Below are 14,550 nucleotides of genomic sequence, written 5' to 3'. Positions count from 1 at the left end.
AGGTGCAAACGGTTGCCTGAATCCTTATGCTTAGACCCCGGCCAAAACACGCATTTTGTTTCCCTTCTGCCGGAGCTTCACCGATGACAGCACAACCTCAGCAACTTACTTTGCGTCGCCCTGACGACTGGCATATTCATCTGCGCGACGATGAAATGCTCAAAACGGTCCTGCCCTATACCAGTGCGGTGAATGGTCGTGCCATCGTGATGCCAAATCTGGTACCGCCGGTAACCAGTGTCGCGGCAGGTGAAGCGTACCGCGATCGCATCCTTGCGGCGCTGCCCGTCGATCACGCCTTTACGCCGCTAATGACCTGCTATCTGACCGACTCGCTTGATCCTGATGAGCTTGCGCGCGGTTTCACCTCCGGTCTGTTCACCGCGGCTAAGCTCTATCCGGCACACGCCACAACTAATTCCAGCCATGGCGTGACCAATATCGCCTCTATTGCCCGCGTGCTGGAGCGGATGCAGAATCTTGGTATGCCGCTGCTGATTCACGGTGAAGTTACTGATGCGCAAATCGACATCTTTGACCGTGAAGCCCGGTTTATCGAAACGGTCATGGTGCCGCTTCGCAGCCAGTTCCCGGCACTGAAAGTGGTGATGGAGCACATTACGACTCAGGATGCCGCTGAGTATGTTGCCGCTGCTGATGAGACGCTGGGCGCAACGATTACCCCGCAGCATTTGATGTTTAACCGCAACCACATGCTGGTGGGCGGTATTCGTCCGCACCTCTATTGCCTGCCGATTCTTAAACGCAACGTGCATCAGGAGGCGTTGCGTAACGTGGTGGCGAGCGGTCATCCGCGCTTCTTCCTCGGTACCGACACAGCGCCGCATCTGCGCCATCTTAAAGAGGCCAGTTGCGGTTGCGCGGGGGTATTTAATGCGCCAACGTCGTTGCCCGCTTACGCCACCGTTTTTGAAGAACTGAATGCACTGGAGCATTTTGAAGCGTTCTGTTCTGAGAATGGCCCGCGTTTTTATGGCCTGCCGCTGAATGAAGGAACGATTACTCTGGTACGTGAACCCTGGCAGGTGCCAGAATCAGTTGCGCTCGGCAGCCACTCACTGGTGCCGTTCCTGGCGGGTGAAACGCTGAACTGGCGCATCGCATAAATTTACTTGCCTCCGGCCCATGGATACTGTAAATATATACAGCATCTTAAACGGAGGCTGTTATGCGCGTTGAAATTACCGTATCAAATACCCGACCTCTTCCTGCTGGCGCGATAGAAGCGTTAAGCGATGAATTGTCGCGCCGCATTGATGAACAGTTCCCTGACTCGACCAATCACGTCAAGGTACGTTATGCCAGTGCCAACAATCTCAGCGTGCTGGGCGGTGGAAAAGAGACGCGCGACCAAATCAGCGAAATCCTGCAGCAGACGTGGGAAAGCGCTGACGACTGGTTCATTATTGATTAACCGCCACTGTGCTTTTTTCCGGGTGTCGCCACCCGGTTTTTTTATCTTTTCTCCCCTCTCGCCCTTCCCCTATCCTGCATCTGGACTCTTAATGATCAATGCCCTATTCTTGCGATCGTCACGCATAACAGGAGGTGCGACAACATGACTACTGATAAACCGGAAGAGGCGATGACCTTTGGTGAGTTGTTAGCACTGATTGGTGATCAGCAGCGTCGATTGACGGTGCTGGAAAATGCCTTTTCCAGTCTGATTTTCTGTCTTGACGATCGTGCCAGTCAGCTACTGGTCCACAATCTGTCGCTTGAAGCTCAAAATCAAAACCATGATGAGCAGCTTCAGCAGCATTTTGCCCGTCTGGCAGAAACACTGCAAAAACGCGGCGGCGGCATCGTACCGGAAACCCCGGCACTCTGAGCTCACGCATACCGTGTTACACGATTTTTGACCGTCCATTGAATAGTGATAAAAATGCCTGGCTGCCAGGCATTTTATTTTTTAACTTTCGCCTGTTAAACCCGAATATTCTGTGAGAAGCTGACTCACGGCATTTTTTAAACAGTGATACCCTGGTTTACTGTTATAATTGTTTCGCTATTGGAATAAAAAGCCGCATTGAACCTCATCATGCACTTCGTTTAACGAGTAATAAGGAGGTTATAATGGACAGAAGAAAAGATGTTATCCAGACTCACCCGCTGGTGGGCTGGGATATCAGTACCGTTGATAGCTATGACGCCATGATGATCCGCCTGCACTCGCTGTCGTCGCAGGATCAAAAAGAAGAAGAAGCGGACGTTGGCCCGACTTACTGGCTGACAACGGATGTGGCAAGGCAATTTATCTCGATTCTTGAAGCAGGCATCGCCAAGATAGAATCAGCTGAACAGATAGAACGACTCCTTAACAAGCATTAATTCCTGCCGCATCAAAGAGGCGCCCTCAGGGGTGCCTTTTTCGTTTCTGTTTCTGGTATGCTTTTGATTATCTGACTCTTAGAGCGTAGTTACCATGATTTATGATCTTATCGTCGTTGGCAGCGGCTCAGTGGGCGCGGCGGCAGGCTACTATGCCACCCAGGCGGGTTTATCGGTATTAATGATCGACAGCGCCCATCCTCCCCATAATCAGGGCACGCATCATGGCGAGAGCCGGCTGATACGTCACGCTTATGGTGAAGGTGAACGTTACGTTCCCCTGGTTCTGCGAGCGCAAACGCTGTGGGATGAGCTGGAACAACGTGCCGGTGAGCGCATCATGCATCGCAGCGGTGTACTTAACCTCGCGCCAAATCAGTCACCGTTTATCCAGAATGTTATCGACAGCGCTACCCGCTGGCAGCTCAGCATCGAAGTGATGCAACCCGATGACGTGCGTAAGCGCTGGCCGCAAATCAACGTGCCAGAAGGGTATCTGGGGGTATTCGAGCCGCAATCTGGCTATCTGAAATGTGAACAGGCGGTACGCAGTTGGATCCAGCTGGCGGAACAGGCGGGCTGTGCGCAGTTGTTCAACTGCCCGGTATCGGAGATTGGCCGTGACGGCGAACTGCAGCAGGTCACCACCCTGGATGGTGTCTATCGGGGCCGCAAAATGGTGATCAGTGCCGGCACGTGGGTCGGAAAATTAGTTCCTGGCCTGCCGGTGGCACCCACCCGCAAGGTATTTGCCTGGTATCAGGCAGATGGTCGGTACAGCGAGAATAATAAGTTTCCCGGTTTTACCATTGAAATGTTGGATGGCAGCCAGTTTTATGGTTTCCCGGCGGATAACAATGCCCTGAAGGTGGGTCGTCATGATGGCGGTCAGCCAATGCAGCAACCAGAGGATCGTAAACCCTTTGGCACGGTGGCGGCCGATGGCAGTGAAACTTTTGGTTTCCTCCGTCAGTTTTTACCCGGCGTCGGTGTCTGTCTGCATGGCGAAGCCTGCAGCTACGATTTTAGCCCGGATGAAGATTTTATTATCGATACCCTGCCAGGTGAGCCTGACCGCTTAATCATTACCGGTCTCAGCGGACACGGATTTAAGTTTGCCAGCGTATTAGGCGAACTGGCTACGGAATTTGCTCAGCAAAAACCGTTCTCATTTGATCTGACACCTTTCCGCCTCTCGCGTTTCTGACGCTGATAACGGGTGGCATCAGACTGATGCCACCTGATTGACAAATTCTGACGTAATCTGAATATTCCTGACATAGCGTGGGCATGTATTTCGCTCTTAGGGTTAATTTCCGCTTTTTACCGTTGACGATTCGCCTGTCAGAAATAACTCATTCAGTAATATTGCGCATCTCGTCGCCGGTTTATTCAACCTTTTCACTTCAAAAAATTAAATCTATAGAAGCGTAAGGACGATTGATTTTATATTTCATAATGTAGATGCTTATTTCAGATTATTTCTTCATGAAAGCTACATTATGTTATTACGTAATTCACCTCATCAGTTTGGACTGGTTGCCGTGCTGCTGCACTGGTCAATGGCACTGGCGATTTATGTCATGTTTGCGCTGGGATTATGGATGGTTGGCCTGGGCTACTACGATAGCTGGTATCACGACGCGCCAGAAATCCATAAGAGTGTTGGCGTCATCCTGTTTCTGACGCTGATTATTCGCCTGCTGTGGCGTTGTATTTCACCACCGCCATCACCGCTAAGCAGCTATTCCCCGCTGGTGCGCATCAGTTCGGTGGTGGCGCACCTGTTGCTTTATACTCTGCTGCTAGCCATTCTGATCAGTGGCTATCTGATCTCCACCGCCGATGGCAAACCTATCTCAGTATTTAACGTTTTTATTCTGCCCGCGCTGTTCAGTGGTGCTGGCGAACAGGCTGACCTGGCGGGCGACATTCATCTCTGGCTGGCCTGGACGGTTGTCGTCCTGTCATTACTGCATGGTCTGGCTGCGGTAAAACATCACTTTATCGATCGCGATATCACCTTAAAACGGATGTCAGGTTTACCTCTCCCCTCACCCTCTGAAAAGGATAAATAATATGTTGAAAAAGACCCTGCTGGCGATGACCGGTGCCAGCCTGCTGCTCGGCTCACTGACCGCCAATGCCGCGGACTACAAAATCGATAAAGAGGGCCAGCACGCCTTTATACAGTTCCGTATCCAGCATCTGGGTTACAGCTGGCTCTATGGCACCTTTAAAGATTTTGATGGCCGTTTCACCTTTGATGAGAAGAACCCTGCCGCAGATAAAGTTGATGTCACAATCAACACCAGCAGCGTGGATACCAACCACGCAGAGCGTGACAAGCACCTGCGCAGTGCTGACTTCCTGAATACCAGCAAAAACCCGCTGGCAACCTTTAAATCCACGTCAGTGGAGAAAGAGGGGGATGAGCTGCAGATTACCGGCGATCTTACGCTGAATGGCGTAACAAAACCGGTAACGCTGGAGGCAAAAATGCTGGGTGAAGGGAAAGATCCATGGGGCGGTTACCGCGCTGGCTTTGAAGCCGAAGCCGAAATTGCCCTGAAAGATTTCAATATTACCAAAGAACTGGGGCCAGCTTCGCAGAAAGTTCAGCTGATGATCTCGGTTGAAGGTGTTCGCCAGTAAACTGGCAAGCCGCCTGAAGCTGACTTCAGGCGGCCACGCTTATTTCTTCAGCGGCGAGGGTAGGGTCATGTTTAACAGGCCACGCGACTTGTTAAAGATTTTGTTGCCATTTTCACGTCCTGCACGGCGAGCGCGCTGCTCTTCCGGTGTGAGTTTTGCCTCTTCCTGACAGATCGGGCTACAGCAATTCTCAAACTTCTCCGCACAGCTTTTGCACTGAATAAACAGCAGATGGCAGCCGTCATTGATGCAATTGACGTGGGTATCGCAGGGTTCACCGCACTGATGACAGTTCGACAATACGTCATCAGAGATGCGCTCACCCATCCGCTCATCAAAGACAAAGTTTTTGCCTTTAAAGCGTACCGGTAATCCCTGCTCACGAGCACGTCGGGCATACTCGATGATACCGCCTTCAATATGATAGACATCCTCAAAGCCGTTATGCCGCATCCAGGCGCTGGCCTTTTCACATCGGATCCCGCCGGTACAGTACATCACGATCTTTTTGTCTTTCTGATCCTGCAGCATATCAACCGCCATCGGCAGTTGGTCGCGGAACGTGTCAGCAGGCACTTCCAGCGCATTGTCGAAGCGACCCACTTCATATTCGTAGTGGTTCCGCATATCCACGAACAGTGCGTTAGGATCGTCCAGCATGGCGTTAACTTCGGCCGCTTTGAGGTATTGACCCACATCACTGGCATCAAAACTGTTGTCATCAATACCGTCAGCAACAATGCGATCGCGCACTTTCAGACGCAATACCCAGAATGATTTTCCATCATCATCCAGCGCAATGTTCATGCGCAGGTTGTTCAGCGCCGGATCAAAACCATACAGCCACGCTTTCATCTTTTCATACTGGCTGGCAGGCACGCTGATCTGCGCGTTGATGCCTTCGTGCGCCACGTAAACGCGACCAAAGACCTTGAGTGCCGTCAGGCCAAGGTAAAGTGCGTCGCGGAATGCTTTGGGATCGGCAATCTGGAAATATTTATAAAAAGAGACCGTGGTGCGCGGCTCTGTTTCAGCCAGCATGCGCGCCTTAAGCTCTTTATTGGAAACGAGGTTATGTAACACTGGCATGGTGTTCTTTCCTGTTATCAATAGGAGAAATTTAGCGGGCACATAATACCTGATTTCATCGGGATGCAAAGGCCCGTGTCCGGATTGATCGTTAATTGCTGTTTTTTCCGGCACTATCTGGCTATTAATATCCGCCAGGCAGCAGCCTGTTCTGTCAGTGATATTTATGCGCACGATAAAAACTGGCACAATGGCGTAAATCAACGAGATATCAGCACCGCACGGTGCGCGACGCAGGAAAATTAACCTTCACATGACCCAGTTGCCTCAGTTTTCACGAGAACTGCTTCACCCGCGCTATTGGCTGACCTGGCTGGGTGTCGCTTCTCTTTATCTTTTGGTGCTACTTCCTTATCCCCTGCTCTATGTTCTCGGCTGCAATATTGGTCGTATTGGGATGCGCTTTATGAAACGGCGCGTCAATATCACCCGACGTAATCTGGAATTAAGTTTCCCGGATATGCCGGTAAATGACCGCGAAGCGATGGTTAAACACAATTTCGAATCAGTTGGCATGGGATTGATTGAGACCGGTATGGCGTGGTTCTGGCCTGACTGGCGGATCAATAAATGGCATAAGCCTTCAGGACTGGAACATATTCAGCAGGCGCGCGATAGCCAGCGCGGTGTGCTGCTCATTGGCATGCACTTTCTGACACTTGAGATTGGTGCGCGCATGTTTGGCATCCATAATCCAGGTATTGGCGTCTATCGCCCTAATGACAACAAACTGATCGACTGGCTGCAGGTTAAAGGCCGGATGCGGTCAAATAAGAGCATGATCGATCGTAAAGATCTTAAAGGAATGATCCGCGCCCTGAAGCACGGGGACATTATCTGGTATGCACCTGACCACGATTATGGCCCACGCAGCAGCGTCTTTGTGCCTTTCTTTGCTGTGGAAAAGGCGGCAACTACGGTGGGTACCCATCTGCTGATCCGCACCGGTAAACCGGCTGTCATCCCTTTCGTGCCGCGTCGTTTGCCTGGTGGTCGCGGCTATGAACTGATGATACTGCCAGACATCAGCGCCGAATTTACGCTGGAAAGTGACGCAGCGACCGCTGCCAGAATGAATAAGGTGGTTGAAGAGGGCGTGCTGCTGGCACCTGAACAGTACATGTGGCTCCACCGCCGCTTTAAAACGCGTCCCAAGGGCGAGCCTTCACGTTATTAATATGTGCGCGCTAAATGGCCGTCTGGCATTTAGCGCACTTCTGTCCAGAATCCCTGCTAAATAAATCAGTCACTCATTGCAGAGTTATCCTTTCAGCGGCCCTGCAGGGCCAGTAATTATTGAGCCATCGGGTTCAGAATATAATTCATATAAGCTTGCAGTTAAAGACTGCTAATCAATTTAGGGCCCGCCATGCGAAGTTCTGCCTGTTCAGCATTTTATTAATCAGTATTTCAGCAGATCGTATTTGATTTCAGATGGCGCTGATTATTGTGTATACCAGGTCTAATCCTATTTAGCCGGTCTTAATGATGTATAACTGCTTATGAATAGTGAAAAATTCACTTATTTTACAAGCAATTGTCGTAATAAGTTAGCTTATATTCCATTTTACATTTTTTTAACAGGCCGATAGACCGTTATGGAATTTGAAGTAATGAATGCTTATCGGTAATTTCATTCGTAACAGTCAGACTTTTAACGGCTCAGGCCAAAATTATAAAAAAGATATTACACAGCAAACCGCTAACGGGACATATTATATGAACAACGGTCTCTACTATTACGTCACTATCGGTACCGATCAGGCCAATTATCATTTCCTTCATCGTAAGGGGTGCAAACGTATGCCTGATAAAGAAGAGGTCATATTTATCGGCACTTTATATAATCTGAGCCAGGCACTTTCCATTGCCAGAATTAATTTTAAGAAAGTTAAGCCCTGTATAAAATGTTGTATCCGTTATTCCGCCCCCGTGATTCATGAGTCCGTTCAACCTGTTCGCCACTTCCCGCAAAAGATGATCTGACGTTGACTGGCGGGAAATGGCTTATTTCCCGCCAGTTGCACCGCCCTGCCCTTTCCCTCCTTCAGATTTCGTCTATCCTTCACTGAAATCAAATCAACCTGTAGTCAAACCTGTAAAGGAGAAGAGCGATGAGCATGTACAGTACCTTAGAGGAAGCCATTGATGCTGCACGTGAAGAGTTCCTCGCTAACCACCCAGAGCTTGAGGAAGGGGATGCGTCGATCAGCCAGTTTGGTCTGCAGAAGTATGTAATGCAGGATGGCGATATCATGTGGCAGGCCGAGTTTCTGGCTGAAGAAGGTGAAACAGGCGAATGTCTGCCTTACCGTAGCGGTGAAGCCGCACAGGCCATTTTTGACGCTGATTTTGACGAAGTTGAACTGCGTCAGGAGTGGTTAGCTGAAAATACCCTGCACGAGTGGGATGATGGCGAATTCCAGCTTGAGCCGCCGCTGGATACTGAAGAAGGTGAAGCCGCAGCGCAAGAGTGGGAAGATGATAACAGCGACTCCGATCGCGGTTACTCGTAAGGCCCGTGACTGGCATCCACAGGTAACAGCAGGGTATCAACCACTAGCGACAGCGGCAGGTCGAGGATCGTCAGGACCCGCCACCCGCTGTCGCGTACATCCCACTGTACGCCGGGATAATACTGATTACCGTGCCCCTGCCCGGGTATAGTGCGACTGATAATACTGCCGCATCCGCTTAAACAGAGCACTGTCAGTGCCATAACACCGGTCTTTAAAAATCCTTTCACCACTGATATCCGCCATGAACAGCCGTTGAGATCGTCACACGCCGCTCGCGGTGACTGCCAGCAATAAATTTATCAGCGTATCGCTGTTTCAATCCGATAAAAAAAGCGGCATCGCTGCCGCTTTTTCAGATTACGCGTTTTTTGCCAGCGCGTGAGGGTTAAGAGTGAGTTTCTGATAACTCTCCACCCACTGATGATACTTGTCCGCATTTTCCCACAGTCGGGTATGAACACGGGCCAGCACCACCGGATCGCTGATCAACTGCAAACGCTGGTCGCGGCTCAGTTTTTCCGGCGCATCGCTCAGCGCCTGATCCACATGACGGTCACGTGCATAGTCCAGTAACTGACTCTGCTTGTGGCGTGATGTGGCCAGTGCCGTTGCCAGCGCGTTAAAAGCGGGATGGAACAAGGCATGCATAAAGCCATTTTCCAGTGCGCGCTCACGATTCAACTGCACATAGCGATCGGTATCCACCAGCTCCAGCGGCGGCGAATACTCTTCCGGGATTAGGAACAGCTTCGCCTTCTTGCTCTTAATGCCCAGCGTTGCGCGGCTCGACATGACCGAGACAAACGGTGACAGAATCAGTGAGAAGACAATCGGTGCCAGCCACCATAGGAAGTTAAGATCCAGCATTCCCATACCAATCGCCCACACCAGACCCAATGCCATCTGCGAACCATGACGTTTAAAGGCCTCACCCCACGGTGTCGCATCGTCATCACGCTGCGGTGAGTTCCACACCACTTCCCAGCCAAGGAAAGCGCTGACGACAAACACCGTATGGAACAGCATACGCACCGGTGCCAGCAGCACCGAGAACAGCGTTTCCAGTACCAGTGATGCCAGCAGGCGCAACGGACCACCGTAGGCCTTCGATCCTTTAAACCAGATCAACACAACACTCAGCATTTTCGGCAGGAACAACAGCACCATAGTGGTCGAGAAGAGTGCTATCGCCAGTTCTGGACGCCACTGCGGCCAGACCGGGAATAACTGCCGCGGTTGCAGGAAGTAAGTCGGTTCCATTAGCGTATGCACCACCTGCAGTGCAGTAGATAGCGCCAGGAACATAAACCACAGCGGAGCCGAAAGGTAGGACATAACACCGGTCAGGAACACCGCCCGGTGAACCGGGTGCATACCTTTCACCAGGAACAGGCGGAAGTTCATCAGGTTACCGTGGCACCAGCGCCGGTCACGTTTCAGCTCATCCAGCAGGTTCGGTGGCAGCTCCTCATAGGAACCCGGCAGGTCATAGGCAATCCACACGCCCCAACCGGCACGACGCATCAGCGCAGCTTCTACAAAGTCATGCGACATGATCGAACCGGCAAAGGAGCCTTCTCCCGGTAACGGTGCCAGCGCACAGTGCTCAATAAAAGGTTTTACGCGGATGATGGCGTTGTGACCCCAATAGTGAGACTCACCCAACTGCCAGAAGTGCAGACCGGCAGTAAACAGTGGACCGTAGACGCGGGTTGCAAACTGCTGACAGCGCGCATAAAGCGTATCCATACCCGATGCTTTCGGCGACGACTGGATGATCCCGGCATTCGGGTTGGCATCCATCATGCGCACCAGACCGGTGAGACACTCACCGCTCATGACGCTATCGGCATCCAGCACAACCATATAGCTGTAGTTGCTGCCCCAGCGACGGCAGAAGTCATCGATGTTACCGCTTTTACGTTTCACGCGACGACGACGACGACGATAGAAAATCTTGCCTGCCCCACCGACATCCCGCACCAGTTCCATCCAGGCTTTCTGTTCGGCAATGGCGATATCCGCATCATAACTGTCACTGAGAATGTAGACGTCAAAGTGTTCAGCGTTACCGGTGCGAACCACTGACTCCCAGGTCGCACGCAGACCGGCGTAGACACGCTCAACGTCTTCATTACAGATCGGCATAATCAGCGCGGTGCGATGCGCCGGATTAAGCGGTTCATCCCCGACCGTTGAATAAGAGATACTGTACTTGTCACGTCCAATGAGTAGCTGCAGGAAGCCCATCAGGGCCGTCCAGAAACCCGCAGAAACCCAGCAGAACAGAATGGCGAACAGGAACAGGATGCCGGTCTGCAACAAATAGGGCAGAATCTGCATCACTGACTGCTGCCAGTTCTGATTGATCATCTCCATCGGGTCCAGCAGCGTCCAGCCCTGATACGGCAGGATACTTTTCATGTACCACGTGGCGACCACGGTCTGGAAAATGGTCAGGATCAGCAGGATGTAGCGGCGAATCGAACCGACATGACGCCACTTCTCCTCGGCACGCCGCTCTTCCGCATTGGCATAACGCGGCACCGATTTGTGTCCACGCAATGAGTCCCAGGCACGGGCAACCGGGTTGGTACGCCAGGCTTCCGGGAACATCAGTGAGCGTTTGACTTTTGGCATCGCCTTCAGCGTGGTGCGGTCGAGATAATCTTTACCCAACTGCTGACCGTCTGCCAGCGAGTCGGGCCAGGCCATTTCAACCCGCGACGAAACCGATTTTAACGGCGCATCGTCAGGGCGGTCACTGGCTGCAACATCCCTGCCCAGCACATCATGGATGAAGTGGAACGCCCCGGCATTCTGCAATGAGGCGCTGAGTCGGACCTTCCCTGCCGCATCCAGCGGCAGAGATTCCACATAACGTTGAGGTGTAAAAGTCGATTTATTCATTGGCAGGTAACTGATAGCTCCAGGTTTCCGTCAATGTCTTGTCGCCGCTAACCAGCGCCGCACGCATTTCGGTGGACTGCTTGGTATCTTTCACACGCAGACGCAACACCAGACGCCAGCCTTTGGTGACTGGGTTATAACGTACGCTCTGTTCAACCACATCGGCATTTTTACCGACGCTAACCTGCGGTGCCACCTGACTGTTTTCCGCCATCTTGCTCATGTCTTTACCCACGAAGTCGATGGTGAAGGCCACGGTGCCATCCGGCTGACGCACCAGATTAGACTGCTTCACGTCACCCGCTGAACGCAGGGTATTTTTGACCCAGGCCATATCGTCGGAGTGCAACTGGTTTTCGTCGCGCGAGAAGTGCAGGCGATATTTGAAGTTCATCTCTTTGCCAGGCTCTGGCAGCGTTTCCGGCGTCCAGAACGCAACGATATTGTCGTTGGTTTCATCTGCCGTCGGGATTTCAACCAGTTCAACCCGGCCTTTACCCCAGTCGCCTAATGGCTCCACCCAGCCGCTTGGACGCAGGTCGTAACGGTCATCAAGATCCTGATAGTTGTTAAAGTCACGCCCACGCTGCAGCAGACCAAACCCTCTTGGATTCTCAATGGTGTAAGTGCTCACCGCCAGATGACGCGGGTTGTTAAGCGGACGCCAAATCCACTCACCGTTGCCATTATGGATGGAGAGACCGTCAGAGTCGTGCAGTGCCGGACGGAAGTTGTTCACTGTAGAAGGCTGGTTCTGACCAAACAGGAACATACTGGTCAGCGGTGCAATACCCAGTTTGCCGACGTTATCACGCAGGTAAACTTTTGACTGCACATCAACCGTTGAAGCGTCACCTGGATGCAGCACAAAGCGGTACGCACCCGCCGCACGCGGCGAATCGAGCAGGGCATAGATCACCAGCTGCTTGTCCTGTGGCTTCGGACGTTGAATCCAGAACGCTTTGAACCGTGGGAACTCTTCACCGGACGGCAGCGCCGTATCGATGGCAAGTCCACGCGCCGACAGGCCATAAACCTGACCGGCACCGATCACCCGGAAATAGCTGGCGCCCAGGAAGCTGGCGATCTCATCGTCTTTACCCTTATTGTTGAGTGGATAAAGCACTTTGAAACCGGCAAAACCGAGGTTTTTTACCGCATCCGCGTCATGTTTTACATTACCGAAATTAAAATAATCGGGGTTGTATTTAATCTCGCGCACCGCGCTGGCGGTCACTTCGTTGATCTGCACCGGGGTATCGAAATACATTCCCTGATGATAGAACTCCAGCTTGAATGGCGTGCGCAGTTTGCCCCAATACGCTTTATCGTGGTTAAACTGGATCTGCTGATAGTCAGCAAATTTCATTTCACGAAATTGAGAGGGTAAATTGCTTTTAGGCGCTTCGAAGCTTTTCCCTGCCAACGCTTTGGCTTGTCTGGCAACATCATCTATGTTAAACGCCCAACTGTTATTAGCGTACAACGCCAGCAGAACTGCAGTACCAATCCAGCGTACCTTCATCAGTCCAGCTTTATTTTTTTCTTTAGTCAGCACATCCCCCCCTTTCGTGTGCTTAAATCAAACCCGTTTATCTTAAAGGATTATTCAGTTTTCCGACAGCTTATGCGCAACATTGTTCCAGCATTTCGTCAGGCTTAACGCTACTTTAAGACAATCAGACACTACGGATTCCACTGATAGTATACCTGGTTTATCCCAGGTAGAATTTTCTCCGGGCATAATCCGGTTTCAGGGTGAAACTGGCCAACGTACTAACGAACTGGAACTTTATGAGTACTGTAAAACCTGAACGTGAATACTTCCTCGACTCTATCCGCGCGTATCTGATGTTACTTGGGGTGCCGTTTCACGTTTCCCTCATCTACTCCGCGCAGAAATGGGCAGTAAACAGTCATGAGGCCTCGTTATGGCTGACGCTGCTGAATGATTTTATTCATGCGTTTCGTATGCAGGTGTTTTTTGTCATCTCGGGTTACTTCTCCTACATGCTTTATCTGCGTTATCAGCCACGACGTTTCCTTAAGGTGCGTCTGGAGCGTGTGGGGATCCCGTTACTCACCGCCGTTCCGCTGATCACGCTGCCGCAATTTTTCATGCTGAAAGCCTGGACAGATAAGCTGGCTGACTGGCCCCGTTACACTCCGTATCAGAAGTTTAATAATCTGATGTGGGAGTTGATTTCACACCTGTGGTTTCTGGTGGTGCTGGTGATGCTTACCACGCTGGGCATGGTGACGTTCCGCTGGTTGCGCGATCAACACCGCACTACGGATTATTCGCAGGTTGGCTGGGGGGCACTGACCACTGGCGTGCTGGCGTGGGCGCTTGTGTGGTGTGTGTTCCGTCGCCTGGTGTTTATATGCCAGCCTGACTGGCTGATGGATGGCTTGTTCAACATTATTGTGATGCAGACACTTTTCTATCTGCCGTTCTTTATGCTGGGGGCGCTGGCGTGGAAACATCCGCCGCTGAAGCAACTGTTTGTGCGTTTTAATCCGGTGATGTGGATCGGTGCGCTGCTGCTGTTTGTGGCTTACTGCACCAATCAGCGTCTGAGCAGTGGCGATGGCTGGTTATATGAACTGGATGCGATCATCACGACGCTGATGGGACTCTGCATGCTAAACGTCTGCTTCTGCTTCGGTCATAAACTGCTGAATGCGCATTCACCGCGCATTATGTATCTGGTCAATGCGTCGCTGTTTATCTATCTGGTGCACCATCCGCTGACACTGCTGTATGGTATTTATGTCACGCCACGGATTCAAAACAACACGCTGGGCTTTTTTGTCGGCCTGCTGATGGTGTTTGGCATCGCGTTTATGCTGTATGAGATTCACCTGCGCATTCCGCTGCTGCGGTTCCTGTTTTCCGGGAAGTTTGAACGCAAACAGGCCGGACAAGGGAGTTGATGGTAATGCCTGGGTACAGTTAACAACTCAAAGCGATGGGACTTTGCCCTCATCGCCTTGAGTCCAGCGAGCAGGCTCAGGGAGCCAG

The 14,550-nt window shown here is 51.6% G+C and carries 15 protein-coding genes; 11 read left to right on the top strand and 4 right to left on the bottom strand.

Going from position 1 to position 14,550, the window contains the following annotated elements:
* Positions 1-83 precede the first annotated feature (83 nt).
* The 7 genes from pyrC to WFO64_RS03480 all read left to right on the top strand — a co-directional run bounded on the left by pyrC (position 84) and on the right by WFO64_RS03480 (position 5,007).
* Complete coding sequence (gene pyrC, locus WFO64_RS03510) at positions 84-1,127, top strand: dihydroorotase (protein ID WP_337008959.1); 1,044 nt, start codon at positions 84-86, stop codon at positions 1,125-1,127.
* A gap of 62 nt (positions 1,128-1,189) precedes the next feature.
* On the top strand, positions 1,190-1,435 hold the full coding sequence (gene dinI, locus WFO64_RS03505; RefSeq protein ID WP_337008957.1) for a DNA damage-inducible protein I: 246 nt from the start codon (positions 1,190-1,192) through the stop codon (positions 1,433-1,435).
* Positions 1,436-1,579: 144 nt separating this feature from the next.
* Complete coding sequence (locus tag WFO64_RS03500) at positions 1,580-1,852, top strand: hypothetical protein (protein ID WP_013357428.1); 273 nt, start codon at positions 1,580-1,582, stop codon at positions 1,850-1,852.
* 245 nt (positions 1,853-2,097) lie between these two features.
* Positions 2,098-2,352, top strand: coding sequence for a biofilm formation regulator BssS (bssS, locus tag WFO64_RS03495; RefSeq protein WP_003849911.1), 255 nt, complete (start codon positions 2,098-2,100; stop codon positions 2,350-2,352).
* A 94-nt stretch (positions 2,353-2,446) separates the two neighbouring features.
* On the top strand, positions 2,447-3,559 hold the full coding sequence (gene solA / locus WFO64_RS03490; protein WP_337008955.1) for an N-methyl-L-tryptophan oxidase: 1,113 nt from the start codon (positions 2,447-2,449) through the stop codon (positions 3,557-3,559).
* A gap of 295 nt (positions 3,560-3,854) precedes the next feature.
* Positions 3,855-4,430, top strand: a complete 576-nt coding sequence (locus WFO64_RS03485) for a cytochrome b (protein WP_337008953.1) — start codon at positions 3,855-3,857, stop codon at positions 4,428-4,430.
* Positions 4,431-4,434: 4 nt separating this feature from the next.
* A complete protein-coding gene (locus tag WFO64_RS03480; RefSeq protein ID WP_337009497.1) occupies positions 4,435-5,007 on the top strand; it encodes a YceI family protein in 573 nt (190 codons plus the stop codon).
* Positions 5,008-5,046: 39 nt separating this feature from the next.
* Here the strand turns inward: WFO64_RS03480 and trhO are convergent, their stop codons facing one another.
* Complete coding sequence (trhO, locus tag WFO64_RS03475) at positions 5,047-6,096, bottom strand: oxygen-dependent tRNA uridine(34) hydroxylase TrhO (protein WP_337008951.1); 1,050 nt, start codon at positions 6,094-6,096, stop codon at positions 5,047-5,049.
* Between the two features lie 253 nt (positions 6,097-6,349).
* Here trhO and WFO64_RS03470 point away from each other — a divergent pair, with 253 nt between their 5' ends.
* From WFO64_RS03470 to WFO64_RS03460, 3 genes are all read left to right on the top strand, one after another.
* The gene (locus WFO64_RS03470; RefSeq protein WP_337008949.1) at positions 6,350-7,273 is read left to right on the top strand and encodes a Kdo(2)-lipid IV(A) acyltransferase; all 924 of its coding nucleotides are present in this window, start codon (positions 6,350-6,352) and stop codon (positions 7,271-7,273) included.
* Positions 7,274-7,815: 542 nt separating this feature from the next.
* The gene (locus WFO64_RS03465; RefSeq protein WP_337009496.1) at positions 7,816-8,082 is read left to right on the top strand and encodes a hypothetical protein; all 267 of its coding nucleotides are present in this window, start codon (positions 7,816-7,818) and stop codon (positions 8,080-8,082) included.
* 128 nt (positions 8,083-8,210) lie between these two features.
* Positions 8,211-8,612, top strand: coding sequence for a MysB family protein (locus WFO64_RS03460; protein ID WP_337008947.1), 402 nt, complete (start codon positions 8,211-8,213; stop codon positions 8,610-8,612).
* Here the strand turns inward: WFO64_RS03460 and WFO64_RS03455 are convergent.
* The 3 genes from WFO64_RS03455 to WFO64_RS03445 all read right to left on the bottom strand — a co-directional run bounded on the left by WFO64_RS03455 (position 8,603) and on the right by WFO64_RS03445 (position 13,053).
* Positions 8,603-8,815 carry a YceK/YidQ family lipoprotein gene (locus tag WFO64_RS03455; protein WP_337008945.1) on the bottom strand — a complete coding sequence of 71 codons (213 nt, stop codon included), beginning with the start codon at positions 8,813-8,815 and terminating at the stop codon, positions 8,603-8,605. The two genes, WFO64_RS03460 and WFO64_RS03455, sit on opposite strands and share 10 nt — an antisense overlap.
* A gap of 157 nt (positions 8,816-8,972) precedes the next feature.
* Positions 8,973-11,525, bottom strand: a complete 2,553-nt coding sequence (gene mdoH, locus WFO64_RS03450; protein WP_337008943.1) for a glucans biosynthesis glucosyltransferase MdoH — start codon at positions 11,523-11,525, stop codon at positions 8,973-8,975.
* A complete protein-coding gene (locus WFO64_RS03445) occupies positions 11,518-13,053 on the bottom strand; it encodes a glucan biosynthesis protein G (protein ID WP_337009494.1) in 1,536 nt (511 codons plus the stop codon). Before WFO64_RS03445 ends, mdoH begins: the two co-directional genes overlap by 8 nt.
* 266 nt (positions 13,054-13,319) lie before the next feature.
* Here WFO64_RS03445 and mdoC point away from each other — a divergent pair, with 266 nt between their 5' ends.
* On the top strand, positions 13,320-14,462 hold the full coding sequence (gene mdoC / locus WFO64_RS03440) for a glucans biosynthesis protein MdoC (RefSeq protein WP_337008941.1): 1,143 nt from the start codon (positions 13,320-13,322) through the stop codon (positions 14,460-14,462).
* The last annotated feature ends 88 nt before the right edge of the window (positions 14,463-14,550 follow it).

Source organism: Pantoea sp. AS142, assembly GCF_037152305.1.
GTDB lineage: Bacteria > Pseudomonadota > Gammaproteobacteria > Enterobacterales > Enterobacteriaceae > Pantoea.
This window is presented reverse-complemented; position numbering and strand designations above follow the sequence as displayed.

Bases quoted from the DNA above. Each gene is read 5' to 3' on its own strand.
- trhO (WP_337008951.1), bottom strand. From the start codon at position 6,096: ATGCCAGTGTTACATAACCTCGTTTCCAATAAAGAGCTTAAGGCGCGC.
- mdoC (WP_337008941.1), top strand. From the start codon at position 13,320: ATGAGTACTGTAAAACCTGAACGTGAATACTTCCTCGACTCTATCCGC.
- mdoH (WP_337008943.1), bottom strand. From the start codon at position 11,525: ATGAATAAATCGACTTTTACACCTCAACGTTATGTGGAATCTCTGCCG.
- WFO64_RS03470 (WP_337008949.1), top strand. From the start codon at position 6,350: ATGACCCAGTTGCCTCAGTTTTCACGAGAACTGCTTCACCCGCGCTAT.
- WFO64_RS03460 (WP_337008947.1), top strand. From the start codon at position 8,211: ATGAGCATGTACAGTACCTTAGAGGAAGCCATTGATGCTGCACGTGAA.
- WFO64_RS03500 (WP_013357428.1), top strand. From the start codon at position 1,580: ATGACTACTGATAAACCGGAAGAGGCGATGACCTTTGGTGAGTTGTTA.
- WFO64_RS03465 (WP_337009496.1), top strand. From the start codon at position 7,816: ATGAACAACGGTCTCTACTATTACGTCACTATCGGTACCGATCAGGCC.
- pyrC (WP_337008959.1), top strand. From the start codon at position 84: ATGACAGCACAACCTCAGCAACTTACTTTGCGTCGCCCTGACGACTGG.
- WFO64_RS03455 (WP_337008945.1), bottom strand. From the start codon at position 8,815: ATGGCACTGACAGTGCTCTGTTTAAGCGGATGCGGCAGTATTATCAGT.
- WFO64_RS03485 (WP_337008953.1), top strand. From the start codon at position 3,855: ATGTTATTACGTAATTCACCTCATCAGTTTGGACTGGTTGCCGTGCTG.
- dinI (WP_337008957.1), top strand. From the start codon at position 1,190: ATGCGCGTTGAAATTACCGTATCAAATACCCGACCTCTTCCTGCTGGC.
- solA (WP_337008955.1), top strand. From the start codon at position 2,447: ATGATTTATGATCTTATCGTCGTTGGCAGCGGCTCAGTGGGCGCGGCG.
- bssS (WP_003849911.1), top strand. From the start codon at position 2,098: ATGGACAGAAGAAAAGATGTTATCCAGACTCACCCGCTGGTGGGCTGG.